The organism is Bradyrhizobium sp. USDA 4504 (genome assembly GCF_054063995.1).
Genome location: NZ_JBSSGV010000001.1, coordinates 8,093,813 through 8,119,368, shown reverse-complemented (window position 1 = coordinate 8,119,368; position 25,556 = coordinate 8,093,813). Strand labels below are relative to the sequence as shown.

Here is a 25,556-nt window from a genome sequence, read left to right as displayed (position 1 = left end):
ACGGTATCCTGCTCGGTATATGCCCAAGCATGTTCAACGAAGTTTTAACAATCGGTTGCGGTCTATTACTGATAGTGGGCATTGGTCACGATGACGCCGGCGCATGCTTGCGCGCGTGATTTCGATCAATCCGCGCGTCGATCCGATCACACAACCTGAGGCAGTCGCTACTTCTTCACCGGGCGCAGCGGCGCGGAGAACTGCTCGGTGCGGTCGCGCTCGGTCATGTCGACGACGGTGTCCATCGGCGCGGTCAGTTCATAGACATAGGAGACGTCGGTGAAATAGCGCTTCGCGGTGCCGCCGAGCGCCTCGGGCGCGACGCGGTCGAGCAGGATCAGGCCGAAATCACTGTCGGCTCGCCGCGTCGCCTGGCTGGTGTTGAACTCTTCCCAGCGGAAATGAAAGACCGAGTCCGCATCCTCGCCGACGACCTCCCAATTGGCGACGATGTGCGGGTGCTTGCCGACCAGCGACAGCCCTTCGTCGGAATGCGAGGCGAGCTCGAAGAACAGCAGCGACAGCGATTGGGCGGCGCGGGCGCTGACCGTGATGTCGGGACCGTTCACCGCGATCCGGTCGGCATGCGGGATCGCGCGCGATTCGAACAGGCCCTTCAGCTTGACGCCCTGCCACTGGCTCTCGCTGAGCAGCGTGACGACGTTCGACATCGCGTGGATGCGCCCGATCAAGAGCTCGCGCGCGACATCGATATCGGCGCCGTGCCGCAGCGTGCGGGTCACGATCGACTGGATCACCGCGAGGATGTTCTTGACGCGATGGTTGAGCTCGTCGATCACGGCGGTCAACCGGCGCTCGAATCCGATGCGGACCTCGATCTCGCGGCTGAGGCGCAAATTGTTATAGGCGACATAGCCGAACAGGCCGCAGACGATGCCGGTCAGCGCGAGGCCGATCGCCGCGACGATGGTCGCGGTCTGCTGCGCACGCACCGTGGCGTTGCTCTTGGCGTAATAGTCGAGCGACCAGTCACGGCCGCCGAACGTCACCGTGCGCACCATCGACGGCAGCGGGCCGTCCTGGCGCACCGCGCGCGAGGTGACGATGCCCTGCTCGTTGGCGGTGAACTCGTCGTTGGAGTCGCGCGGATCCTTCAACGCCACCGCGAACAGCGAGCTATCGTCGTTGGTCAGCATCAGCGACGACAGCTCATAGGAGAAGGTGATGAAGCCGGCCGGCTCGGATGCGCCCTCCTGGAACACCGGCGCGGCGAGCACGACGCCGACCGGGCCGTTCTGCCGCAACAGCGGCACCGGGTCGGAGGCTACCGGCTTGGCGTTGGCCATCGCCCGCGCCAGCATCGGGCCCACCACCGAGTGGCGGTCGAAGGCGCGGCCCGGAATGCTCAAGGTCTCCGGATTGCGCGGCTCGACGTCCATCAGCACGTTGATCGGCTTGTCGAGCGCCTTGAGGTCGAGCGCCTGGTCGTCGAAATCCCGGATGGTCGGATTGGTGAAGCCGTTGGCCTTCAGCTCGGCCTCCGCCGCGGCGAGCTCGTCCGGCTTGAGCCGCGCGATCCAGGCGGCGACGACGAAATCGGTCTTGAAGGCGTAGATCGCCGAGCGCAGCGGCTGCAGCATGTTGGCCTTCACCATCGACGGCGCCCGGAACAGCCCGGAGGCGACCCGCGCCAGCAGCTCGCGCTCGGTCAGGCGGTCCTGCACCAGGCTGGCATGGACGTCGATCGCCCGCGCCAGCGCGATGCCGTCGATCGCGAGCTCCTGATCGTGCACCCGATAGGCGGCAAGACCGGAGAGCAGAACTCCGATCAGCGCAATCAAGGCAACGATGAAGCCCAGTCGAACCACACGCTTACTCGGCAATCAGGGGGTGGCGAAAGGGGACGGAAGTCATCTGGCTTCTGCAAGGGCGGCGACAAATCGGGATGCGATGAAGGCCCGCCGCAAAGGAATATGGAATAGCGATCATCGGTCCGCAACAGGAGCCGGTCGGCAGCATTAACGACGACGCCACCCGGCGGTCTTTGGCGGCGCCAAAGGTTGCTAATCGGCAAAGTTGGAAATTGTTCCGGCGATTGCGCAGCTTTTTTGCGGCGGCCAGCGACATCCAGCCAAGTGCCTCACCGTCATCCTGCAGCGCGTCTCGAAGGATGAACGGCCCACCGGTGGCCGTTTATCCTTCGAGGCTCGCTCTGCTCGCGCCTCCAGCGATAAAGGCGAAGCCTTTGCGCGGGGATGACGGGATAAGGGTTCGCACCGCCACAATGATTAACGCCTAACCCGCCTTGACCTTGCCCTGCGACCGAAGGCCGCCCTTGGTCTCGATGAAGCTGATGATGCGATCGAGGCCGTCGCTCTTCTTCAGGTTGGTCATCACGAAGGGCCGCTCGCCGCGCATCCGCCTGGCGTCGGTGTCCATCTTCTCGAGTGACGCACCGACATGGGGTGCGAGATCGATCTTGTTGATCACCAGGAGGTCGGATCGCGTGATGCCGGGGCCGCCCTTGGAGGGGATCTTGTCGCCGGCGGCAACGTCGATGACGTAGATCGTCAGATCGGCCAATTCCGGCGAGAAGGTCGCCGCCAGATTGTCGCCGCCGGATTCGATCAGCACCAGATCGAGGTCGGGGAATTTTGCCCGCATGTCGGCAACCGCGGCGAGATTCATCGAAGCGTCCTCGCGGATCGCAGTATGCGGACAGCCGCCGGTCTCGACACCGGCGATGCGGTCCGGCGTCAGCGAACCGGAGCGCACCAGAAACTCGGCATCCCATTTGGTGTAGATGTCGTTGGTGATCGCGGCGATGTCGTAGCGCTCGCGCATCGACTTGCAGAGCAGGTCCATCAGCGCGGTCTTGCCGGAGCCGACCGGGCCGCCGACGCCGACACGAAGTGGGCCGTGGGAAGTGGGCATATCAACAAGTCCCTCTATTGTCGTCCCGGCGAAAGCCGGGACCCATACCGCGTGATCCCTCAACCGGGTCCAGTGGCCGACACCATCCGCAACAACCACCCCCTGTGGTTATGGGTCCCTGCTTTCGCACTAGTGCATCTACACGTTTGTCGGGCCATTTGCGAGGATTTGGAAGCGGGCCATTCCGGTGTGGAAGGTGATTGGTCCAGGTGGACGGTGGGAGGCGTAGCCGGTCCATCCGCCGAGTTTTGCGATGATCCATGCCGCCCAAGCAAGAGTGTTGGGGCGATGGTGGTTTTTCTGAAGCTCGGTGCGACCTTTCATGGTTTTGTTGATGGCCCTGAGCGTCTCGATCTCTTCTGCGGTGAAGACAAATTCAGCCGGCAATTCTTCGCCACTGTTGCGGGCCTGAACGAGTTGAATGACGATACATGCCGCTCTGGTGGCGACCGCCACGAGCTTGATCAGGCCTTCGGCGCTCTCGATCTGACTATCCTCGATGCGCAAACCCTGGCTCTTCAGCGAGCGAAAGAGTTGCTCAATGATCCAGCGCTGGCGGTACCAGGAGACGATCTGCCAGGCGTCTTTAACGGTGGCGACCGGATGAGTGGTCAGGAGCAGCCAGCGAATGGGCTCCGCACCTCTCGGCGGATGCAACTCGACCACTTCTACGAAGCTGAGTTTGATGCCCTCCGCCAAGTCGGTGACGCCGGGCCTCTGCGGCCGCTTGAGCACGACGGTTCCGAAGCGCATCGAGAGATGGGCCTGCCGGCCGCGCCGATCCATTCGCTGCGGCAGATCGATCACCGCGTTGTCGCAGAAGCGGCTCCGCTCGACCGCCTGATAAAGTGTGTCGCCATCGACCAGCGCATGGTCGTGCATGGCACGCGACAGAAGATGGACATTCTCGGCTGGCGTCAGCGCCCAGTGAGCAAAGAAATCCCCCTCGCGGTCGTTGACGACGGTGATCATGCGGGCATCTGCCAGGACGTCGCGGCCTTGCTCGGCGGCCGTCACCCAGCGCGCCGACTCCTTGTCGGCCAAGGCGCGCCGCTCATGCGGGATTTTTACCTTGCCTTTGCGCGTCCAAACGTTGCCGCCAGTAAGGCCAAGACAGACCCCGCTGTCGGCATCCACCGCCATCATCGCATGCAACAGCACGCCGCGAGCATTGCCCTTGCCGACTTTGCCCAGCCCGCGCCGCCGTCCCGCCTGGGTCTGGAACTTGACCTCGCTCGTATCCTGGATCGCCAGCACATGACGCCCGCTGACCGCAGTCCGCGTCTGCGCGCTCCAGCCCTCAATCAATTTATCGATCGTGACTTGGGGGTTGTTCACAAACCGCCAGAACGCCATATTGGCAGCCCAATCGCCCCGGGCCATCTGGCGCAAGCAGACGCTGCGCGTGCAAAGCATAGCCCGGAGAAGCGTCGCCCCCTTTTGTCGAGACGAACGTCCCCGAACTCACCCAAAGACAAATCCGGCTGCATCGCTGGCGCTCCTTCGAATCAAAGCGCCAGTGAGAGAATCATACAACATGCTCCAGAGACGCCACTTCTTGCTGCACCGAGTCAATCTGTCGCGCCCCAAAACCGTGTAGACACGCTAGTGCTTTCGCAGGGACGACAGCGGAAGATGCATCATGACCGGAACAGCCTCGTGTATTGCGTCTCGTGACGCAGGCTTGCGAGATCGGCGCGAAAGGTCGCGCCGCCGAGATCTTCGAGCGAGGCCGCATTGGCCCGCGCCGCGGTCGCAGCAACGACCAGCTCGAGACCGGCCAACACGCGCTGACTGTCGGTCTGCCCGAGCGGGATCAGCCGGCTGCCCGCGGAAATCCAGTTCGAGGTCACTGCATGCAGGAAGGCGTGCAGCGCCGGCGCAAGCCGAATGCCGTGTGCAGCGCTGACGATGCCGACCGCGACGGGGTAGACGACAGGGCCGTTGCAAGCCGCAATCATCGCGTCGAGGCCGGGCGAATTCCACGCGGCACGGGCGATCTCGATGAAGGCGCGCCCCTGCGTCGTGGTCTCGAGCTGCCGCTCGCGCGACGGCACGAAGGCCGCGGCAAGCTCGGCGACCTGCTCCAGCCCGGCATGATTGGGCTGCAACGCCGCACGAAAACTCTGCGCGAGAAACACAGCGTCGCAAAATCCGCTGCCGTCGGAAAGCATCGCGGCGAGCCAGCCGCGCAGCGACGCGGCATCCGTGATGTCGCCGGCCTCGACCGCCCATTCGATGCCGCTGGAATAGGCGAACGCCCCCACCGGAAAGGACGGCGACAGCCATGTCATCAGCCGGTACAGCGCGGCCGCCTCATCCTCCGCCATCCCGCCGCGCAGCGCGGCGGGATCAGGCTCATTTGTGGTCATGAGCATGGGAGTGATCGTGGTGATGATGAGCATGCTCGCAATGCTCATCATGATGATGGTCGTGGTCATGGTCAGGCCCATGATCATGGCCATGGTGGTGGCCGTGATCATGGGCATGGCTGTGGGCATGATCGTGCCCGGTGTGACCATGCGCGTGCTCGTCGGCATGCGCATGCTCGGCATAGGCGCCGCCCTCGGGATCGAACGGCGCCTCAATCTCGATCACACGGGCCCCTAACCCCTTCACCATCGCCTCGATCACGTGATCCCTGCGGATGCGCAATCCCTTCGGCATGATCTGCGTCGGCAGATGACGGTTGCCGAGATGCCAGGCGACCCGGATCAGATGATGCGGATCGCTGCCCCGGATTTCCGCCAGCGGCTCGGGAGCTGCGACCACCTCGACGAGGCGGCCGTCCTCCAGCACCAGCGCATCGCCGCCGCGCAGCGCGACGGCGTTTTCGAGATCAAGCAGAAATTCGAGCCCGCGCGTCCCTGACATCACCATCCGCCGCCGGTGCCGGTCGTCGAAATCTAGCACGACGGTATCGGCTGGCGCTTCCTTCCAGCGGTGCTGTCCCAGGACTTTGGTGGCGCGGATCATCGATGCCTCAGAGCTTCTCGACCTTGGCGTCGCTGATGATCTCGATCACCGTCGGCCCGGTCTTCATGTTAGCGGAATATTCGCGCCATACCTTCATGTGCGGCGCCCTGGCATGGCCGTTGAGATCCTCGCGGCTCTCCCAGCGCTCGACCACCACATAGAGGTTGGGATCGTTGACGCTGACATTGCCGTCATAGGAGATGCAACCCTTCTCCTTGCGGGTCTCGACCGTGCAGGCCTTGTGCCCCTTGATGAAGTCGTCCTTGTTCTCCGGCTTCATCGGCGTGGTGGCGATGACATAGATCATGGATTATCTCCCTTCTTTTTCTCGTTAGCGGACGTCGACCTTCTCGGGCGTGATCACCTCGATCTTCGGCGGCGCGGCCATGCATTTCACCGCGACCCGGCCGAACGTCTTCATGTGCTCGGCGGTGCGATGCGGCACCAGCGCCTCCGCGTTCTCCCACTGCTCGACGAACACCATCTTGCTGTGGTCGGTGACGCTCTCATGCAAATCGTAAGCGATGTTGCCGGGCTCCTTGCGGGTTTCCTTGATGCAGGCCGTCGCCGCAGCAATGAATTCGGCGCGGGTCTCGGGCTTGATGGTCAGCGTAGCAACGACGTAAATCACGGAAGTTCCTCCCGGTTTTCTGTTTTGGCTTGAGTCTTGTTTTGACGCGTTTTCTTTCCGCGAACCGGAAATCCACTTCGCTCGAAAACGCTCTGGTTACCGGGACGGGTTTTAGAACATAAAATAGCGCTGTGCCATGGGCAGCACCTCGGCCGGCGCGCAGGTCAGCAGCTCGCCGTCTGCGCGTACCTCATAGGTCTCGGGATCGACCTCGATCTCGGGCGTCGCGTCGTTGTGGATCATGCTCTTCTTGGAGATCTTGCCGCGGGTGTTCTGCACCGCATAGAGCTTCTTGGCTGTGCCGAGCTTGCGGGCGAGACCGCCGCTCGCCGCGGCCTTCGAGGTGAACACCACCGAGGATGCGGTGAGCGATTTGCCGAAGGCGGCGAACATCGGCTGGTAATGCACCGGCTGCGGCGTCGGGATCGAGGCGTTGGGATCGCCCATCGGCGCCGCCACGATCGAGCCGCCCTTGATGATGCAATCCGGCTTGACGCCGAAGAACGCCGGCGACCACAGCACGAGGTCGGCCATCTTGCCCTTCTCGACGGAGCCGATCAGCTTCGACACGCCGTGCGCAATCGCGGGGTTGATGGTGTATTTGGCGATGTAGCGCTTGACGCGGAAATTGTCGTTGTCGTTGCCCTTGTCCTGCGGCAGCGACCCGCGCTGCTTCTTCATCTTGTCGGCGGTCTGCCAGGTGCGGATGATGACCTCGCCGAGCCGGCCCATCGCCTGCGAGTCCGACGACATCATCGAGAGCGCGCCGAGATCGTGCAGGATGTCCTCGGCGGCGATGGTCTCCTTGCGGATCCGGCTCTCGGCGAAGGCGAGGTCTTCGGCGATCGACGGATCGAGGTGATGGCACACCATCAGCATGTCGAGATGCTCGTCGATGGTGTTGCGGGTGAACGGCCGGGTCGGATTGGTCGAGGACGGCAGCACGTTCTTCAGCCCGGCAATCTTGATGATGTCAGGCGCGTGGCCGCCGCCGGCGCCTTCGGTGTGGAAGGCATGGATGGTGCGACCCTTGAACGCCTTCACCGTATCCTCGACGAAGCCGGATTCGTTCAGCGTGTCCGAATGCAGCATCACCTGGACGTCGTAGTCGTCGGCAACCGAGAGACAGGTGTCGATCGCCGACGGCGTGGTACCCCAGTCCTCATGCAGCTTCAGCGCGCAGGCGCCGCCCTTGATCATCTCGACCAGCGCCGCCGGACGCGAGGCGTTGCCCTTGCCGGAGATGCCGAGGTTGACCGGGAAGGCGTCGAACGACTGGATCATCCGCCCCATGTGCCAAGGGCCAGGCGTGCAGGTGGTGGCGAAGGTGCCGTGCGACGGACCGGTGCCGCCCCCTAGCATCGAGGTGACGCCAGACATCAGCGCGTGCTCGATCTGCTGCGGGCAGATGAAATGGATGTGGCTGTCGAAACCGCCGGCGGTGAGGATCTTGCCTTCGCCGGCGATCACGTCGGTGCCGGGGCCGATGATGATGGTCACATTGGGCTGGATGTCCGGATTGCCGGCCTTGCCGATCGCCGCGATCATGCCCTCCTTGATCGCGACGTCGGCCTTCACGATGCCCCAGTGATCGACGATCAGCGCGTTGGTGATGACGGTATCCGCCGCGCCTTGCGCGCTGGTCACCTGCGACTGCCCCATGCCGTCGCGGATCACCTTGCCGCCGCCGAACTTCACCTCCTCGCCATAGGTGGTGAGATCCTTCTCGACCTCGATGATCAGATCGGTGTCGGCAAGCCGAACCCTGTCACCGGTGGTTGGACCGAACATGTCGGCATAGACGGAACGCTTGATCTTCACGGACATGTCAGCCCCCAGTTTCAGTCAGCGCGGCCTTGGCACGCGCAATCGTGTCGTCGAAAATGCGGTCGAGCCGCGGATTGATGCCCCGGCAACCGGCAACGACCTTGTCGGCCCAGGCCGCATAGTCGGCGAGATCATCGCGCTCGTCCTTGCTCGGATGCGGCACGATCCGCGCGCCGATATTGCTGATCTTGTCGGCGATCTTGATCAGCTTTGCACCGGGAGATTTGTGCGGAGCATCCTCGATCTGCTTTTGCCGGCGGGCAGGCTTTGGCAGGCTCATGTCATCGGTGCACTCGACAACGAGATCGGCAACGCGCGCGGTGAACTTCTGCGCGAGCTCCTCGCGCGTGGTCTCGGAGTCCTCGATGGTGTCGTGAAGCCAGCCGGCAGCCACCAGTTCGGCATCGGTGCCGTTAGTGACCTGCGCGAGCAGATTCGCGACCTCGGCGAGATGGTTGATGTAAGGCTCACTCCCCCGCCCCTTGCGCGCCATCCCGTTATGACGGTGCGCGGCAAGCTCGGCAGCTTCGGAGACCATGCGGACAGCGGGAAGCATGGCGCTACAGCTTCCCCTTCACCTCGGCGCGAAAGCCGTAGATCACGCGCTTGCCGGCGAGTGCGACGAGCTGGACGTCGCGGGTCTGGCCGGGTTCGAAGCGGACGGCGGTGCCGGCGGCGATGTCGAGGCGCATGCCGCGGGCTTTCTTGCGGTCGAATTTCAGCGCCGGGTTGGTCTCGAAGAAGTGGTAATGCGAGCCGACCTGGATCGGACGATCGCCGGTGTTGGCGACCGAGAGCGTCACGGTCTTGCGGCCGGCATTGAGCTCGATCTCGCCGTCCTTGATGAAGAGTTCGCCGGGGATCATTCGTCTCTCCTGTCATTCCGGGGCACGCGAAGCGTGAATCCGGAATCTCGATCAACAATCTCTGGATTCCGGGTTCTGCCTTCGGCCGCCCCGGAATGACGCTCGTGGCTATCGGATCGGCTCGTGCACGGTGACGAGCTTGGTGCCGTCGGGGAATGTCGCCTCGACCTGGATGTCGTGGATCATCTCCGGGATGCCATCCATCACCTGCGCGCGGGTCAGGACCTTGGCGCCGGCCTGCATCAGATCGGCGACGGTGCGGCCATCACGCGCGCCCTCGACAATGAAGTCGGCGATCAACGCGACGGCTTCGGGATGGTTCAGCTTGACGCCGCGCTCGAGCCGGCGGCGCGCCACCATGGCCGCCATCGATACCAGGAGCTTGTCCTTTTCGCGGGGAGACAAATTCATGCGAACACTCTGATCGTTCTTGAAAGGTTTAGTTGAGCCACAGCCGCGGCAGCGGGACAGTGGAGGCGCGGCCGAGCACCATCATCATGTCGGCGCGCAGCCGGGCCGCATCTTGGGCACAGAAGCGGGCCATTGCAAAGCCATTCCAGGCGGAGATGCCCACCTCGCCGCCGAAGCTGTCCGACGCCTCGCGGATACGCTCGACCAGGGCCTCGTCACCCGGCACGATCAGCGTCGTGCCGATCGCGCAGCCGCCGCCCGCGATCGCGGGTCGCGCAAGCTTCTCGCCGATCTCGCCGTGGAGGCGGATGGTCTCGGCAAACACCAGCCGGCCGCCGCGTCGCATCCGCCAACGGTCGACGAACTCGCCGTGGCGCATGGTCTCGCCCATCGCGGCGCGGCCGAACACCACGATCTCGCAAAGCAGGAACGAGGCACCCTCGGCAAGGTCGATGTCGAAGCCGCGGTGAATGCGGGCACGGTCGAACAGGATGGTTTCCTGCGGCAACCAGGCGAGATGCGCGCCTGCGGCAACGGTCAGCGCGATGTCGAGCCGTGCCGCCGCGGCCGGCGCACGGTAGACTTTCTCAGCCGCCGCCGTGGTCAGTGTCAAACGCGCTCCCTCGCCGGCCGCGACCGCGATCTCGAAGCGGTCCCCGCCGGCAATGCCGCCGGCGGTGTTGACGAACATGGCCGAGAGACCGTCGTCCTCCGGCGATGGGAAGCGGACGCGCAGCGAGCCCGACTCATGCAGGTCGCCGCGGCGGGTGGCGCCGTCTTTCAGATGCACGCCGAACCTGACCGCACCCTGGGCGCGGTTTGCCGCAAACGTTGCCGCTGCCGCGCCTGCGATCCCGGTCCGCATTCCCCCGACGCTCCCTTCGCGCGCCACAAGAGGCGGCGTCACATCCTGTTCACAGCGCCATCTGGCGGCTGATCTCGGCGGGATCGAGGCTTGCGCGGTCGCAGGCATATTTCACCGCACCCCGGTCCATCACGGCAAAACTGTCGCCGAGTTCGCAGGCAAAGTCGAGATATTGTTCGACCAGCACGATCGCGATGTTGCCGAGGTTGCGCAGATAGGAGATGGCGCGGCCGATATCCTTGATGATCGAGGGCTGGATGCCCTCGGTCGGCTCGTCGAGCAGCAGGAGCTTTGGCCGCATCACCAGCGCGCGGCCGATCGCAAGCTGCTGCTGCTGGCCGCCGGAAAGGTCGCCGCCACGGCGGCCCAGCATGGTCTCCAACACCGGAAACAGCGAGAACACGTCGTTGGGAATGTTGCGGTCTTCGCGCTTGAGCGGACCGAAGCCAGTCTTGAGGTTCTCTTCCACCGTCAGCAGCGGAAAGATCTCGCGGCCCTGCGGCACGAAGCCGATGCCGCGCCGCGCCCGCTCATAGGGCTTTAGCGCGGTGATGTCCTTGCCGTCGAAATTGATCGTGCCGGAAGCGATCGGATACTGGCCGACCATGGCGCGGAGCAGCGAAGTCTTGCCGACGCCGTTGCGGCCGAGCACACAGGTGACCTTGCCCGGTTCGGCGGTCAGCGACACGCCGCGCAGCGCCTGCGCCGCACCGTAATAGAGATTGATGTTGTCGATCTTCAGCATCGCCCTAGCGCCCCAGATACACTTCGACCACCCGCTCGTTCGACGACACCTGGTCAATCGAACCTTCGGCGAGCACCGAGCCCTCATGCAGGCAGGTCACCTTGACGCCAAGCTCGCGCACGAAGGTCATGTCGTGCTCGACCACCATGATGGTGTGGTTCCTGTTGATCTCCTTGAGGAGCTCGGCCGTGAGATGGGTCTCGACATCGGTCATGCCGGCGACCGGCTCGTCGACCAGCAGCACCTTCGGGTCCTGCGCCAGCAGCATGCCGATCTCGAGCCACTGCTTCTGGCCGTGCGACAGGCTGCCGGCGAGGCGGTTGCGCGCATCGGTCAGGCGGATGGTCTCGAGCACCTTGTCGATGCGCTCGGACTCAGCCTTGCTGCCGCGCCAGAACAGCGTGCCGCGCACGGAATGATCGACATTGAGCGCGAGCAGGAGGTTGTCCTGCACGGTCTGGCTCTCGAACACCGTCGGCTTCTGGAATTTGCGACCGATGCCGAGCTCGGCGATACGGGTCTCGTCGAGCCGGGTCAGGTCGACGGTGCCGTCGAACAGCACCGTGCCCTCGTCGGGTTTGGTCTTGCCCGTGATGATGTCCATCATCGTGGTCTTGCCGGCGCCGTTCGGGCCGATGATGGCGCGCATCTCGCCGGGCTCGAGCGCCAGCGACAGATTGTTGATGGCGTGAAAACCGTCGAACGAGACGTGCACGCCGTCGAGGTAGAGCATGGCCGAAGTGGCGCGGGTATCCATGACGTTCATCTGCCTACTCCGCCGGGTTCGGTGCGCCGATGCCGTCTTCGCGCGCGGCACTCTCGGCGTCGGGTGAGCCGCGCCGCGCTTTCAGCGGCTCCCACCAGGCGTTGAAGGTACCGACGATGCCCTTGGGCAACAGCAGCGTGACCAGGATGAACAGCGCGCCCAGCATGAACAGCCAGTACGGTGCAAGCGGCCCCGAGGTGAAGAACGTCTTGGCATAGTTGACGACGACGGCGCCGAGCGCCGCGCCGATCAGCGTGCCGCGGCCGCCGACCGCGACCCAGATCACCGCCTCGATCGAGTTGGCGGGCGCGAACTCGCTGGGATTGATGATGCCGACCTGCGGCACGTACAGCGCACCGGCGACGCCGGCCATGCAGGCCGACAGCGTGAACACGAACAGCTTGTAGGATTCGACACGATAGCCAAGGAAACGGGTCCGGCTTTCGGCGTCACGTACTGCGATCAGGACCTTGCCGAGCTTCGAGGTCACGATCGCGCGGCAGATCAGGAACGCGATGATCAGCGCAAGGCAGCTCAGCAGGAACAGCGCCGCGCGGGTGCCTTCGGCCTGCACGTTGAAGCCGATGATGTCCTTGAAGTCGGTCAGCCCGTTATTGCCGCCGAAGCCGAAATCGTTGCGGAAGAACGCCAGCAGCAGCGCATAGGTCATCGCCTGCGTGATGATCGACAGATACACGCCGGTGACGCGCGAGCGGAAGGCGAGCCAGCCGAAGCAGAAGGCGAGCAGACCCGGCACCAGCAGCACCATCAGCGCGGCGAACCAGAACTTGTCGAAGCCGTACCAATACCAGGGCAGCTTGCTCCAGTTCAGGAACACCATGAAGTCGGGCAGGATCGGGTTGCCGTAGACGCCGCGGCTGCCGATCTGGCGCATCAGGTACATCCCCATCGCGTAGCCGCCCAGCGCGAAGAACGCACCGTGGCCGAGCGAGAGGATGCCGCAATAGCCCCAGATCAGATCGATCGAGAGCGCGAGGATGGCGTAGCAGACATATTTGCCCCACAGCGCGACCAGATAGGTCGGCACCTGGAACATCGAGCCCTGCGGCAGCAGCAGGTTCGACAGCGGGATCAGCACGCCGATCGCGGCGACGATCAGGACGAACGCGGTCGCCGCGCGGTCGAGCGAACGGGTGAGGATGTGCGGCGTCATGCTTCCACCGCCCGACCCTTGAGCGCGAACAGGCCGCGCGGCCGCTTCTGGATGAACAGGATGATCAGCACCAGGATCGCGATCTTGCCGAGCACCGCGCCCGCGACAGGCTCGAGGAACTTGTTGGCGATGCCGAGCGTGAAGGCGCCGACCAGGGTGCCCCAGAGATTGCCGACGCCACCGAACACCACGACCATGAAGCTGTCGATGATGTAGCTCTGGCCGAGATTCGGGCTGACATTGTCGATCTGCGACAGCGCCACGCCGGCAATGCCGGCGATCCCCGAGCCGAGGCCGAAGGTCAGCGCGTCGACGCGCGAGGTGGCGATCCCCATCGAGGCCGCCATGCGGCGGTTCTGGGTCACCGCGCGCATCTCGAGGCCAAGCGCGGTGTAGCGCAGCATCGCCAGCAGGATGGCAAACACCGCGAGCGTGAAGCAGAGGATCCACAGCCGGTTATAGGTGATGGTGATCTGGCCGAGCTCAAAGGCACCGCTCATCCAGGAGGGGTTGCCGACCTCGCGGTTGGTCGGGCCGAACGCGGTGCGCACCGCCTGCTGCAACACCAGCGACAGGCCCCAGGTCGCGAGCAGCGTCTCCAGCGGACGGCCGTAGAGGAAGCGGATGATGGTGCGCTCGATCACGACACCGATCAAGCCGGCGACCAGGAAGGCGAGCGGCACCGCGATCAGCAGCGAATAGTCGAACAGCGCAGGATAGCGGCTGCGGATCACCTCCTGCACCACGAAGGTGGTGTAGGCCCCGAGCATCACCATCTCGCCATGCGCCATGTTGATGACGCCCATCACGCCGAAGGTGATGGCAAGCCCGATCGCGGCGAGCAGCAGCACGGAGCCGAGCGACAGGCCGTACCAGGCATTCTGCACCATCGACCACATCGCCAGATTGCTCTGGATCGAGGACACCGCGCTTGCGGCCGCGTTGGCGACCAGCGGCGGCTGGTCGGCGCCGAGGCCGGTGAGCAGCGCCAGCGCCTCCTGATCGCCGCGCGCCTTGACCACGGCGACGGCGTCGAGCTTGTCGCTGTCGGATGCGTCCGACTTGAACAGGATGATGGCGGCGCGCGCCTCGGCGAAGGCCTGCTTGACCGACTTGACGTTCTCCTTGGCGAGCGCAGCCTCCACCGTCGGCAGCAAATTCTCCTCGTGGCTCTTGAACACCGACTGCGCGGCGGCGAGGCGTTTGGCCGGATCCGGCGACAGCAGCGTCAGGCCGCCGAGCGCAGCCTCCACGGTGCGGCGCAGGCGGTTGTTGAGGCGGACGGCGGCGGCGTTGTCGGGCAGCTTGTCGACCGCAGCACCGGTGGTGGCGTCGACAATCTTGCCGTCGGTCCGCGTGATGAAGACCTTCTTGCTGTCGGGATCGGCCGAGAGCCGGCCGTCCTGCAGCGCGCTGATGATGGGCGAGGCCAGCACATTGCCCGACGCGGCGACCTCGCCGATCGCCGCCTCGGTGTCGGAGAACTCGTCATTGGCGAATTTGGCGACCGAATCCTCGAACGGACCAGCCAGCGCCGGCACTGTGAGGCAGCTCAGCAGCAGGATCGAGAGAAACAGCGCACGAAAACGATCAATACAATTGGCGAACACGTCAGTACCCCGGCAGGAGTGTGAGGAGAAGGCGGCGAGCTGTGCCGCCTTCTCCAGGTTCTTGGATGGTTGCGTTGTGTCGTCGATCAGGTCAGGAGCTCAGGAGCCCTGTTGTCAGGAGCCCTATTGTCAGGAACCCTGGCCACCGCACTTGTTGGTCTTGGTGTTGAAGTTGCCGCACTTCTTGCCGACCCAATCGCCGATCAGGTCCTTGGAGCCCTCGAGCTCCTTCGACCAGGCGTCGCCGGCCACCAGGCCCGGGGTCTTCCAGACCACGTCGAACTGGCCGTTGCCCTTGATCTCGCCGATGAACACCGGCTTGGTGATGTGGTGGTTCGGCAGCATCTGCGACACGCCGCCGGTCAGGTTCGGCGCCTCGATGCCGGGAAGCGCATCGATCACCTTGTCCGGATCGGTCGACTTCACCTTCTCGACCGCCTTCACCCACATGTTGAAGCCGATGTAGTGCGCTTCCATCGGATCGTTGGTCACGCGCTTCGGGTTCTTGGTGTAGGCCTGCCACTCCTTGATGAACTTCTCGTTCGCCGGGGTCTTGATCGACTCGAAGTAGTTCCAGGCGGCGAGATGGCCGAGCAGCGGCTTGGTGTCGATGCCGGCGAGCTCTTCCTCGCCGACCGAGAACGCGACCACCGGGATCTCGGTCGCCTTGATACCCTGGTTGCCGAGTTCCTTGTAGAACGGAACGTTGGCGTCGCCGTTGATGGTGGAGACCACCGCGGTCTTCTTGCCGGCCGAGCCGAACTTCTTGATGTCGGCCACGATCGTCTGCCAGTCGGAGTGACCGAACGGCGTGTAGTTGATCATGATGTCGTCCTGGGCGACGCCCTTCGACTTCAGATAGGCTTCCAGGATCTTGTTGGTGGTGCGCGGATAGACGTAGTCGGTGCCGGCCAGCACCCAGCGCTTCACCTTCTCTTCCTTCATCAGATAGTCGACCGCCGGGATCGCCTGCTGGTTCGGCGCCGCGCCGGTGTAGAACACGTTGCGCTCGGACTCCTCGCCCTCATACTGTACCGGGTAGAACAGGATGTTGTTCAGCTCCTTGAACACCGGGAGCACGGATTTGCGCGACACCGAGGTCCAGCAGCCGAACACGACCGCGACCTTGTCCTTGGTGATCAGCTCGCGGGCCTTTTCGGCGAACAGCGGCCAGTTCGAAGCGGGGTCGACCACGACGGGCTCGAGCTTCTTGCCGAGCACGCCGCCCTTCTTGTTCTGCTCGTCGATCAGGAAAAGGATCGTGTCCTTCAGCGTGGTTTCGCTGATGGCCATGGTGCCCGACAGCGAGTGAAGGATGCCAACCTTGATGGTGTCGTCGGCCGCTTGCGCGGGCGCGAGGGACGAGGACGCAGCCAGACCCAAAACCAGGCCGGCCGTCGCCGCGAGCGCGCGGCGGCGGGTCATCGTCGTTATTTTGTGAGAAAGCTGAGTAAGCATGAAATGTCGTCTCCCTGACGCAGGCGTGGAACGCTGCGAACGGCCGCTTGGCCGCCTGCGGTTAAGGGAATCGCAAGAACTGTGCCACGGTGCGCAGCCCCTGTAAGCCGATGAACCGGTTAGATAATTTCATCGGTTCCGGGCAAATACGGAAGCCGACTGCTCAATCATTGAGCCGCCAACTTGACTGCCGAAAGAGCAATCAGATTATTCTGTAGGCAAAATCGCCGCCTTGGCTAAATTTCCGGCATCGATTTGTGACAGTTTGCGCGATGGTTCAGCGAACTCCGGGCACCAAAGACGGCAATCTCATCTTGAAACCGCCCAGTTCCTGGTCCATATCCTCGCCATGCCCGCGAGAGTCGCGGTGCCTTCGCGAGCTGCGTGTTCAAGCTGCCCCAAGCGGCTTCTGGCTCGCCTTTCAGCTAACCCAGCTTGACGCCCCAGACACGCGGGTGTCCCCGAATGCCTTCACACGCTTCCGGCCGATATGGGCCGGGACGACGACGGCTTTTATGGAAAGAACCACCTTTTGACCTCCTTTCAGGATTTCGGCCTCGCCGATCCCATCGCCCGCGCGCTCCGAGAAGAAAATTATCTCACGCCGACCCCCATCCAGGCCCAGACCATCCCGCTAGCCCTTGCCGGCCGCGACGTCGTCGGCATCGCCCAGACCGGCACCGGCAAGACCGCCTCCTTCGCGCTGCCAATCCTGCACCGGCTGCTGGAGAACCGCGTCCGCCCGCAGCCCAAGAGCTGCCGCGTGCTGGTGCTCTCGCCGACCCGTGAACTGTCCGGGCAGATCCTCGACAGTTTCAACACCTATGGCCGCCACATCCGGCTGTCCTCGACGCTCGCCATCGGCGGCGTGCCGATGGGCCGCCAGGTCCGCTCCCTGATGCAGGGCGTCGAGGTGCTGGTCGCCACCCCCGGCCGCCTGCTCGATCTCGTGCAGAGCAACGGGCTGAAGCTCAACCAGGTCGAGTTCCTGGTGCTCGATGAAGCCGACCGCATGCTCGACATGGGGTTCATCAACGACATCCGGAAAATCGTCGCCAAGCTGCCGATCCGGCGCCAGACGCTGTTCTTCTCGGCCACCATGCCCAAGGACATCGCCGAGCTCGCCGAGGCGATGCTGCGCGACCCGGCCCGCGTGGCGGTGACGCCGGTGGCCTCGACGGTGGATCGCATCGCCCAGCGCGCGATCCAGGTCGATTTCGCGGCCAAGCCGACGGTTCTCGCCCAGTTGCTGAAGCAGGAGCCGGTCAACCGCGCCCTGGTCTTCACCCGCACCAAGCACGGCGCCGACAAGGTGGTGAAAAGCCTTGCCAAGGCCGGCATCGAGGCCAATGCGATCCACGGCAACAAGTCGCAGAACCACCGCGAGCGCACGCTGGCGGCGTTCCGTTCCGGCGAGATCCGCACGCTGGTGGCGACCGATATCGCCGCCCGCGGCATCGACGTCGACGGCGTCAGCCACGTGGTGAATTTCGACCTGCCCAATATCCCGGAGACCTACGTCCACCGCATCGGCCGCACGGCGCGCGCCGGCGCCGACGGCGTCGCGATCTCGCTGATCGCCGGTGCCGAGGAGATGGGCTATCTGCGCGATATCGAGCGGCTGATCCGGATTACCGTGCCGCGGGAAGACCGCCGCACACAAGGCAGCTCCTCTGGCGGCCGCGAGGCCGCCGGGCCGGCGCAGGCCACCCACCCGCACCGGGGCGGCCGCTCTGCGCCCCGTGCGCATAATGTCCGTGGGAATGAGGCCGCTCCGGGCGCAAAAGGCCCTCGCCGCCGCCGCCGTCGAGGTGGTAATAATGGCGCGCCGCAGACGAGCCGGGGCGAGTCGCCGCGTCCGTCGCAGGCCGGCAACAGCGAAGGCATTCAGGGCGTCGCCTTCTTGCATCGCGAGAGCCGGCCGAATCCGCAATCCAACCGCAACAACCGACCGAAGCACTAGCCGTCGCTCGATCTGGAGAAACATATGGCTAAGGAAGAGCTGATCCAGTTCGAAGGACTGGTGACCGAAATCCTCCCCGACGCTCGTTACCGGGTGCAACTCGATGCCGGGCACGAGATCGTCGCCTACACCGCCGGCAAGATGAAGAAAAACCGTATCAAGACGCTGGCCGGCGACCGCGTTACGATCGAAATGTCGCCCTACGATCTCGAAAAGGGGCGCCTGATCTTCCGGCACAAGGACGAACGTCCGAGCGGCGCGCCCGGCGGCCCGCCGCGGGGCGGAGCCCAGCGCGGCGGCCAGTTCCGCCGCCGATAAGCGGGGTATTGCAACCGCTGCGGGCATGACGTCCTGATGTCCTGCGCACAATTGGCCGGCGGCTGCGCCGGCCAAAAAATCGCGCACGTCAGGATTGTTTTCAGGATTGTTTTGAAGCCTTCTATCGAATAATATCCTACCCATCGATTTTCGGCCGGACGACATTAGCCAATACCGGTACAGCCGGTTCAGACGCTGACGACCCTTCCAAAAATTCGATCTCACCACCCCGCCGATCAGCGGGTCTTGAACTTGTATATCTGAGAAGGGACTACCCACGTGAGCATGGGAACCGTGAAGTGGTTTAACGCGACCAAGGGCTACGGCTTCATCCAGCCGGATGAAGGCGGGAACGACGTGTTCGTGCACATCAGTGCAGTCGAGCGCGCCGGCCTTGGCACTCTGCGTGAAGGCCAGAAGATCTCCTACGAGATCGTGGCTGACCGCCGTTCCGGCAAATCCTCGGCCGACAATCTGCGCGCCGCCGGATAAGCCGATCTCCCGGGAGCGCGAAGCTCCAGGAAATTGTCGCTAAAGCATCAAGGGCCGCACCTTCGGGTGCGGCCCTTTTTGTCTGGATTGCCAACCGGCGTCCGCGTCGTTCGAAAGCTCTAATAGGTCGAGCAGGTCGTCGGCATGGTGGCGGACGTCGGGGCGTAGAACACGCAAACCGACTGCCGCGGCCTTGTGAAGGCGACATCGGTGAGATTGATGCCGCTCTTGGCCATCACATAACCGACCGTCGGAACGTATTTGTAGCTGACTTCGCTGAAGATCAGATAGGTGCCCGCAACCAGCAGCGCCGCCGGAACGACGCTGGTCACGACATCACCCTGGCTGCGGCTCGAGGCCGTCAATGTGGCCTGCGTGGCGCCCGTGGCCATCACTCCCGCCTTGCTCCACTGGATCCGCGCGACCTTCGAGGCATCGACGTAGATCTCCGACAAGGTGACCTTGGTCGGCGTCGGGTCGTACGGCGTCATGATGCCGACGCTTGCACTGAAGAAGTTCTGCAGGTCGGCATCCACCACCTGCGTCGACTGCGAGGTCAGGTCCGACGCGGCGCGCGCCATCAAGGTGACCTTGCGGTCGACCGCGACACCGGATGAAAACTCGACGGTGCCGAAGAACAGCACCAGCATCAGCGGCAGGACGAAAGCGAACTCGACCGCAGCAAGGCCCCGGCGGTCATTGCAGAGGGCCGCGACGGAGCGCAGCAAGGCCGCTGCCTGGGTTTTCATGACGTTGCTCATGAGCATGTCGCCCCGGCGGTCCCGGATGGCTCGTTCTTGAATGTCGCGGTCGCGGTCAGCAGCCGCTTGCCGTTGGCGAGGTTGGCGACATTGAAGCCAAGCTTGGTGACGAACAACGGCCACTGATAGAACAGCCGGACCACCACGACGTCGCCGTCCTTGCCGGGACACCATTTCATGGCCGGAATGAATGCGTTGTTGGAATCGATTGGAGGCGCGATGTTGACGCTGCTGAAGCCCGTCGCAGCGGGATAGCTGCGCACGTCGACCGATATGCCGTTGGCGCAATCGAACAGCGGGTTGACCTGGCCGCAGACGTAGTCCTTGAACTGCTGCTGGGTATAGCTTGCGCCCTGCGCCTGACCGGTCATGATCATGCGCGCAGAATCCTGCGTCACCGTCTCCAGCACCTGGCTCGCAAAGAAGATCATCGCCACTTCGATGATCGCAAACAGCAGTCCGAAAAACAGCGGCGCGACCATCGCGAATTCGACCGCGGTCGCGCCACGGCGGTTTCTGCGAAAGCGATGGAGGAGGCGCGTGAAAGAATGAGCGGGTAGCGGCATCAACGACCCCGGATCAACATAGCGGCAACAACTACCCAAGACTCATTGTCGAAGTATTTCGCCGGATCGAGACAGGGCCACCCGATCCGTCAGGCCTTTCTTAACCATGTCGGATGAACCGCCTGCGGCAGGCGGCTGCCCCGGCGTGCGAAGCGCCGGCGCGGACACGCGCTAGTTCTGCGGCTTCGCGGCCGCGCCCGAGCCGGAGGCCTGGCTGTTGAGCGAGCCTGCCTGGTCCATGGTCGACTTGAAGTAGGTCTCGCCGTCGCCGAGGGTGATGCGACGCTGGCAGACCGGCATGCAGCTGTAGGTCTCGCGATCGACGCCGCGATAGACGGTGACAAGCTGGTCGGTCGGACCTTCGACCTGGATCTGGCGATCCACCAGCACCTGGCCGGTGCGGTCGAGTGCGATGAAGTTGGTCGCGCCGTAGCCCTTGCCGGTCACGACGACAACGCCGCCATTCTGCAGGGTGACGTCGGCGATCAGCGGGTTGCCGACCACGATGGTGGAAATGCCGCCGGGCAGCTTGACGAGCTTGGCCTGATCGACATTGACCGCAATCCGGTCCGGATCCGGCGCGGCCGTTGCGAATGCGGGCCACAGCAGAACGGCTGCGGCCAGCGAGATGAATCCAATGCGCGCGACGGCGCCAATACGCTGGAATTGAAACGACATACCTTACCCCGGGACGTTAACAAGCCGGCAAAAGCGATACGCAGCGGACCGGCGCCCGACGCAGGCAAATCTGACGGCAATTCATTTAAGAAGAGCAAAAATCGACCGCTGAATTGCGCGGATGTCACGACTTCTGGAACGGATCGACCAACGGCCCGGTGATCCCGCGGAAAAATGCCCCCGTGGGGACCGCCGCCTAGCCAGCACCACGCACATGCACCACCACGCGATCGTCGGCGTAGAGGCGCTGCCATCCATCGATGTGATCGAGAAACTTGGAGGCGGGCGTTGCCGGATCGAGCATCACCGCATCGATCCTGTAGGTCTTGAGCAGGTCGAGGAAGCCGTTGACGTCCTTGAGCTGGAGCGCACGATAATAGGCCATCTCGAATTTCTCGCCGTAAAGCTCGGCACGGCCGTCGACGAACACCGGCACCTGGCGCCAGATCAGATAGCCGCCGAACTGCAGATCATTGAGCACGCGCTGCACGTTGTGCGCCTTCAGCGCGTCGACGGCGGCAGCGGGCGAATGGATCGTCGGCGGCGACATGTCCCGACGCGCCGCGATGAACCAGGTCGCGGCGCAGAGCACGGCGATCAGCATCACGGCCGGCGTGGCCTTCAGCCGGACCACGCTTGCGGCACGCAGGCCGAACTGGGTTGCCACCGGCGTCAGCACAGCCAGCGGCAACAGCAGGGCGAAGAGCTCGAGATTCCTGACATGGGATAGCGCCATGTGCAGCAGGCCCAGCGCCAGGGCGATCCGCGGCAGCGGCAGCTTCACCCCGCAATAGAGCGCCCCGCCGATCAGGCCGAGAATGGCCAGCTCGAACGCATCGACGTGGCTGAAACTCGCCGGCATCCACTCCGTGATGAGATGCAGCAGTTCACCGAGGCTGAGAATCCTGAGCGAGGCGAGGATCGTCCCCCAGCCATAGGGCGTCACGCTGCACGCGGCCAGCGCGCCGAGGCCGAATGCGGCCCAGCGCAGCGCCAGCGGCAATCTTTGCGCCGGCGCGGCGTTCCACAGCGCATCGAGCGCGAAGGCGCCGGCCAGCACCAGGCCAAACAGAAAGCCGCCATGCAGATTGGCCCAGAGCGCGATCAGCGGCAGCAGCCAGAACGAGGGGGCCTCGCGGCGTTCGCTGGCGACCATCAGGCCGTTCGCCCAGACCATCATGATCGGCAGCGCAAGCACATGCGGACGGGCCAGCAGATGCCCGCAGGTCAACACCAGCGCCGCCAGCGCGATCAGGCTCGCATGGATTGCCGGCAGCGCACGGCCGAGGATGGCGGTGAGCAGCGCGAAGGTGGCGGCACCGCAGGCCGCGGCCAGCACCGCAGGCCCGGTCCACCCGGCAAGGTCGTAGGCCTTCGCGAACAGGACCTGCGCCAGCCACGACGACGACACCCAAGGCTCACCCGCTTTGGTGAAGGAATAGATATCGACCGACGGCAATGCGCGGTGGTCGAGGATCCACCGGCCGACGGCAATCTGCCAGTAGGTGTCGGAATCGGCGAGCAGCCTGTCGCCGACGACCAGCAGCAACGCATAGACGCCGCACGCCATCCAGAACCAGGCCGGGACTTCGGCGAACACCGAGGCCCGCGCCTGTGGGATGGTTGCGGTCTCAGCACTCATGCGCGCGCAGTCCGGTCAATGACGGAACGGATAGGCCAGCTGTCCGCCGATTTCGGCCGGCACGCCCTGCTCGGCGTCGACGCCGTAATCATCCGGAAGCTTGCCTTCGGGCATGCGGAATGTCCCGAACAGAATGTCCCAGAGCGGAAACGTGCCGGCGAAATTGGTGTCGCCACCCTCCTCGAGCGCGGTGTGATGCCAGCGATGGAACACCGGCGTGGCGATCACATATTTGAACGGGCCGAGCGTCCAGTTCAGGTTGGCGTGCACGAAGGCGGAATGGAATGTGGTGAAGGGACCGACCCACAGCATGATGTTCGGCGAGATGCCGGCCATCAGCAGGATCACGTCGACCGAGATCGTGCCGATCAGCAGATTGACGGGATGGAAGCGCGCCGCCGAGATCCATTCGAGATCCTCGGAGGAATGATGAATGGCGTGGTACTTCCAGAATCCGCCGCCGTGAAACATCCGGTGCAGCCAGTACAGCATGAAGTCGGAAGCGACCAGGAAGATGATCGATTGCAGCCAGAGCGGCAGCTGCGCCAGCGGGCCGTGTCCGTTTTCGTAGAACGAGATCAGCTCGTCGGCACCGTGCACATCGAACACCGCGGCCGCGCCCACCACCAGCAGCCCGATCCGCAGCACGCGGGCGAATACCGGCACGAAGAACCAGTAGCAGATGTCCGTGACCAGCTCGCGCTTCTGCCACCACGGCTTGCCGGGATTGCAGGCCCAGAAGTGGGTCAGCACCGTGAAGAACAGCGCGAGGCCGATCGTGATCGGCACCACCCTCATCATCGTCTGGCCGAGCATCTCGATGACTTCGATCGGAAGGGTGGACATGGCAGCCTCATACTACGGAAGCCCCATGGGTATAGATGTGCGCTTAAGGAGCCGTGAATAGGCGCCGGATGTCTGGTCGCAGCAACAATCCGCAATTTTAGCGGACCGTTTAATGCCAAATTTACTGTGCGCAACATCAGCGGGTTCCCGCAGAGTTTATGCGATCAAATTAACTGCGCCGAAATCGTCCAACACTAGGGTGCCGCAATGGTCACGGTGCTGAGAACGCCGGCGAGACCAAATCTAGTTCGACCAGCCACGTGTACACAGGAGTGATTTTATGAAGAACCTCGTTTCGCGCTTCGTGAAGGACGAATCGGGCGCGACCGCCATCGAGTACGGCCTGATCGCCACCGGTATCGCCATCGCGATCATCGCTGCAGTCAACGGCGTCGGCACGAAGCTCTCGGGTACCTTCAACTCGATCTCGGGCTCGCTGAAGTAAGCCGGCTTCGACGAATTCGCATCAAAGGTCCCGGCAATCCCGGGACCTTTGCTATTTGTCGGGGGCCGATCGGCAGCCTCTGTTGAAGGTGCCGGTAATCCTTTTCCGATTGTTCACCATTGGCCGCTAGCGTCGGGTCTCGACCGCAGCTCCAGCTTGACGGCATGAATTCATGATCCTCGACATCGCACGCTTGATGCTGTTTCCGGCCCTGATGGCCTTTGCGGCGGCGAGCGATCTCCTGACCATGACGATCCCGAACCGGATTTCGCTGGCGCTGGTGGCGGGCTTCTTTGTCCTGGCGCCGCTGACCGGGATGGGCGTCCACGAGATCCTCACCCATGCCGGCGCAGGCGCGCTGGTTCTGGTGGTGGCGTTCGGCATGTTCGCGATGGGCTGGGTCGGCGGCGGAGACGCCAAGGTCGCGGCCGCGGCCAGCCTGTGGTTCGGGTTCGAGCACCTGCTGCCCTATCTGGTCTTTGCCTCGCTGTTCGGCGGTGCGCTGACCGTGCTCTTGCTGCAGCTGCGGCAATGGCCATTGCCCTACCCGCTCGCGTCCCAGGCCTGGCTCAGCCGCCTGCACGACAAGCAGACCGGAATTCCCTACGGCATCGCACTCGCTCTCGGCGCCCTCCTGATTTATCCCGAGACGGACTGGATCAAGACGATCGATCTCGCGCACTTCGCCATGCGCTGAGAAAGCAGCGGTAACCGCCCGTTAAGGCGATTTAGATACGCCTCATTAACCATGCTTTGACGAATAGCTGGTCAACTCCCATCACGGCGGCGGCAGCGTCGCGGCGTCATGTGGAAAGTGAAGCGTAATGGATAAGGCCCGCATTCTGGTCCTGGCAATTGCAGGCTGCGCCGGCCTTGCGGCGCTTTATTTGGCGAGCGGAAGCGACGACAAGCCGGCGGCTCCTCCGCCAGTTGCGCAGCTGCCGACCGTCGACATCCTGGTCGCGCGCTCCGACATCGGCCTCGGCCAGGCAGTGAAGGCCGAAGACCTGCAGTGGCAGACCTGGCCGGCGGCGACCGCCAGCGCCAGCTTCATGCGCAAGGACAGCCACGCCGACGCCATCAAGGACGTCACCGGCTCGATCGCGCGCGCCCCGTTCATCCAGGGCGAGCCGATCCGCGAGCAGAAGCTCGTCAAGGCCGACGGAAGCGGCTTCATGGCCGCGATCCTGCCGACGGGCATGCGGGCGGTATCGACCGAAATCTCTCCCGAGACCGGTGCCGGCGGCTTCATCCTGCCGAATGACCGGGTCGACGTCCTGCTGTCGAAGCGGGACAAGAATCCCGACCGCAACGGCGCCGACATCGTCAATTCCGAGGTCATCCTGACCAATATCCGCGTCCTTGCGATCGACCAGGCGCCGAAGGAGAAGGACGGCACCAACGCACTGATCGGCAAGACAGTGACGCTGGAGCTGAAGCCTGACCAGACCGAGACGCTGGCGCGGGCGCGCCAGAGCGGCGTCCTGTCGCTGGCGCTGCGCAGCATCGCCGATAACAACGGGACCGACGTCAGGATCGAGGACAACCACCAGAGACGCGGTGAGACGATCAACGTCATCCGCTTTGGCGTTGCCAACCAGGCAACGATGCAGAAGTGACC

General features: G+C 63.9%; 28 protein-coding genes. 6 read left to right on the top strand and 22 right to left on the bottom strand.

Annotation, left to right across the window (positions count from 1 at the left end):
* Positions 1-167 precede the first annotated feature (167 nt).
* From ACVMB1_RS38030 to urtA, 17 genes are all read right to left on the bottom strand, one after another.
* Positions 168-1,829 carry a CHASE domain-containing protein gene (locus tag ACVMB1_RS38030; RefSeq protein WP_050387210.1) on the bottom strand — a complete coding sequence of 554 codons (1,662 nt, stop codon included), beginning with the start codon at positions 1,827-1,829 and terminating at the stop codon, positions 168-170.
* A gap of 427 nt (positions 1,830-2,256) precedes the next feature.
* Entirely contained in the window at positions 2,257-2,895 is a 639-nt protein-coding gene (gene ureG / locus ACVMB1_RS38025; RefSeq protein ID WP_028334695.1) for an urease accessory protein UreG, read from the bottom strand.
* Between the two features lie 138 nt (positions 2,896-3,033).
* A complete protein-coding gene (locus ACVMB1_RS38020; protein ID WP_229193590.1) occupies positions 3,034-4,278 on the bottom strand; it encodes an IS4 family transposase in 1,245 nt (414 codons plus the stop codon).
* Positions 4,279-4,535: 257 nt separating this feature from the next.
* Complete coding sequence (locus ACVMB1_RS38015) at positions 4,536-5,273, bottom strand: urease accessory protein UreF (RefSeq protein WP_076824902.1); 738 nt, start codon at positions 5,271-5,273, stop codon at positions 4,536-4,538.
* On the bottom strand, positions 5,254-5,871 hold the full coding sequence (ureE, locus tag ACVMB1_RS38010) for an urease accessory protein UreE (RefSeq protein WP_076824900.1): 618 nt from the start codon (positions 5,869-5,871) through the stop codon (positions 5,254-5,256). Before ureE ends, ACVMB1_RS38015 begins: the two co-directional genes overlap by 20 nt.
* A 7-nt stretch (positions 5,872-5,878) precedes the next feature.
* On the bottom strand, positions 5,879-6,178 hold the full coding sequence (locus tag ACVMB1_RS38005) for a putative quinol monooxygenase (protein ID WP_028342270.1): 300 nt from the start codon (positions 6,176-6,178) through the stop codon (positions 5,879-5,881).
* A gap of 24 nt (positions 6,179-6,202) precedes the next feature.
* The gene (locus tag ACVMB1_RS38000) at positions 6,203-6,502 is read right to left on the bottom strand and encodes a putative quinol monooxygenase (RefSeq protein WP_024581875.1); all 300 of its coding nucleotides are present in this window, start codon (positions 6,500-6,502) and stop codon (positions 6,203-6,205) included.
* Positions 6,503-6,613: 111 nt separating this feature from the next.
* Positions 6,614-8,329 carry an urease subunit alpha gene (ureC, locus tag ACVMB1_RS37995; protein WP_076824898.1) on the bottom strand — a complete coding sequence of 572 codons (1,716 nt, stop codon included), beginning with the start codon at positions 8,327-8,329 and terminating at the stop codon, positions 6,614-6,616.
* 1 nt (position 8,330) lies between these two features.
* A complete protein-coding gene (locus ACVMB1_RS37990; RefSeq protein WP_076824896.1) occupies positions 8,331-8,885 on the bottom strand; it encodes an HD domain-containing protein in 555 nt (184 codons plus the stop codon).
* 4 nt (positions 8,886-8,889) lie between these two features.
* On the bottom strand, positions 8,890-9,195 hold the full coding sequence (locus ACVMB1_RS37985) for an urease subunit beta (protein WP_028334688.1): 306 nt from the start codon (positions 9,193-9,195) through the stop codon (positions 8,890-8,892).
* Between the two features lie 108 nt (positions 9,196-9,303).
* Entirely contained in the window at positions 9,304-9,606 is a 303-nt protein-coding gene (locus ACVMB1_RS37980) for an urease subunit gamma (RefSeq protein ID WP_076824895.1), read from the bottom strand.
* Between the two features lie 28 nt (positions 9,607-9,634).
* Positions 9,635-10,471 carry an urease accessory protein UreD gene (locus ACVMB1_RS37975; RefSeq protein WP_076824893.1) on the bottom strand — a complete coding sequence of 279 codons (837 nt, stop codon included), beginning with the start codon at positions 10,469-10,471 and terminating at the stop codon, positions 9,635-9,637.
* Between the two features lie 49 nt (positions 10,472-10,520).
* Positions 10,521-11,216: an urea ABC transporter ATP-binding subunit UrtE gene (gene urtE / locus ACVMB1_RS37970; RefSeq protein ID WP_057016124.1), complete on the bottom strand. Its 696-nt coding sequence runs from the start codon at positions 11,214-11,216 to the stop codon at positions 10,521-10,523.
* Between the two features lie 4 nt (positions 11,217-11,220).
* Entirely contained in the window at positions 11,221-11,982 is a 762-nt protein-coding gene (gene urtD / locus ACVMB1_RS37965; RefSeq protein ID WP_016842654.1) for an urea ABC transporter ATP-binding protein UrtD, read from the bottom strand.
* Between the two features lie 4 nt (positions 11,983-11,986).
* Positions 11,987-13,156, bottom strand: a complete 1,170-nt coding sequence (gene urtC, locus ACVMB1_RS37960; protein ID WP_076824891.1) for an urea ABC transporter permease subunit UrtC — start codon at positions 13,154-13,156, stop codon at positions 11,987-11,989.
* The gene (gene urtB / locus ACVMB1_RS37955) at positions 13,153-14,751 is read right to left on the bottom strand and encodes an urea ABC transporter permease subunit UrtB (RefSeq protein WP_371852090.1); all 1,599 of its coding nucleotides are present in this window, start codon (positions 14,749-14,751) and stop codon (positions 13,153-13,155) included. The genes urtC and urtB overlap by 4 nt, the downstream gene beginning before the upstream one ends.
* A gap of 144 nt (positions 14,752-14,895) precedes the next feature.
* Complete coding sequence (gene urtA, locus ACVMB1_RS37950; protein ID WP_371852088.1) at positions 14,896-16,191, bottom strand: urea ABC transporter substrate-binding protein; 1,296 nt, start codon at positions 16,189-16,191, stop codon at positions 14,896-14,898.
* A gap of 523 nt (positions 16,192-16,714) precedes the next feature.
* Between urtA and ACVMB1_RS37945 the strand changes: the two genes are divergently transcribed.
* The 3 genes from ACVMB1_RS37945 to ACVMB1_RS37935 all read left to right on the top strand — a co-directional run bounded on the left by ACVMB1_RS37945 (position 16,715) and on the right by ACVMB1_RS37935 (position 18,997).
* On the top strand, positions 16,715-18,187 hold the full coding sequence (locus tag ACVMB1_RS37945) for a DEAD/DEAH box helicase (protein WP_430641161.1): 1,473 nt from the start codon (positions 16,715-16,717) through the stop codon (positions 18,185-18,187).
* 24 nt (positions 18,188-18,211) lie between these two features.
* The gene (infA, locus tag ACVMB1_RS37940; protein ID WP_016842649.1) at positions 18,212-18,505 is read left to right on the top strand and encodes a translation initiation factor IF-1; all 294 of its coding nucleotides are present in this window, start codon (positions 18,212-18,214) and stop codon (positions 18,503-18,505) included.
* Positions 18,506-18,784: 279 nt separating this feature from the next.
* A complete protein-coding gene (locus ACVMB1_RS37935) occupies positions 18,785-18,997 on the top strand; it encodes a cold-shock protein (RefSeq protein ID WP_016842648.1) in 213 nt (70 codons plus the stop codon).
* Positions 18,998-19,116: 119 nt separating this feature from the next.
* Here the strand turns inward: ACVMB1_RS37935 and ACVMB1_RS37930 are convergent, their stop codons facing one another.
* The 5 genes from ACVMB1_RS37930 to ACVMB1_RS37910 all read right to left on the bottom strand — a co-directional run bounded on the left by ACVMB1_RS37930 (position 19,117) and on the right by ACVMB1_RS37910 (position 23,490).
* Complete coding sequence (locus ACVMB1_RS37930; RefSeq protein WP_168858009.1) at positions 19,117-19,746, bottom strand: TadE/TadG family type IV pilus assembly protein; 630 nt, start codon at positions 19,744-19,746, stop codon at positions 19,117-19,119.
* 8 nt (positions 19,747-19,754) lie between these two features.
* Complete coding sequence (locus ACVMB1_RS37925; RefSeq protein WP_076824889.1) at positions 19,755-20,324, bottom strand: TadE/TadG family type IV pilus assembly protein; 570 nt, start codon at positions 20,322-20,324, stop codon at positions 19,755-19,757.
* A 171-nt stretch (positions 20,325-20,495) separates the two neighbouring features.
* Positions 20,496-21,002, bottom strand: coding sequence for a pilus assembly protein N-terminal domain-containing protein (locus ACVMB1_RS37920; RefSeq protein WP_057016118.1), 507 nt, complete (start codon positions 21,000-21,002; stop codon positions 20,496-20,498).
* 196 nt (positions 21,003-21,198) lie between these two features.
* Complete coding sequence (locus ACVMB1_RS37915; RefSeq protein ID WP_076824887.1) at positions 21,199-22,644, bottom strand: hypothetical protein; 1,446 nt, start codon at positions 22,642-22,644, stop codon at positions 21,199-21,201.
* A 15-nt stretch (positions 22,645-22,659) separates the two neighbouring features.
* Positions 22,660-23,490 carry a sterol desaturase family protein gene (locus ACVMB1_RS37910; RefSeq protein WP_026192176.1) on the bottom strand — a complete coding sequence of 277 codons (831 nt, stop codon included), beginning with the start codon at positions 23,488-23,490 and terminating at the stop codon, positions 22,660-22,662.
* Between the two features lie 280 nt (positions 23,491-23,770).
* On the opposite strand from ACVMB1_RS37910, the gene ACVMB1_RS37905 reads away from it, so the two are divergent.
* The 3 genes from ACVMB1_RS37905 to cpaB all read left to right on the top strand — a co-directional run bounded on the left by ACVMB1_RS37905 (position 23,771) and on the right by cpaB (position 25,554).
* On the top strand, positions 23,771-23,935 hold the full coding sequence (locus tag ACVMB1_RS37905) for a Flp family type IVb pilin (RefSeq protein WP_016842642.1): 165 nt from the start codon (positions 23,771-23,773) through the stop codon (positions 23,933-23,935).
* A 172-nt stretch (positions 23,936-24,107) separates the two neighbouring features.
* Positions 24,108-24,632, top strand: coding sequence for an A24 family peptidase (locus ACVMB1_RS37900; protein WP_028334676.1), 525 nt, complete (start codon positions 24,108-24,110; stop codon positions 24,630-24,632).
* Positions 24,633-24,759: 127 nt separating this feature from the next.
* On the top strand, positions 24,760-25,554 hold the full coding sequence (gene cpaB, locus ACVMB1_RS37895; protein WP_076824885.1) for a Flp pilus assembly protein CpaB: 795 nt from the start codon (positions 24,760-24,762) through the stop codon (positions 25,552-25,554).
* Positions 25,555-25,556: the final 2 nt, after the last annotated feature.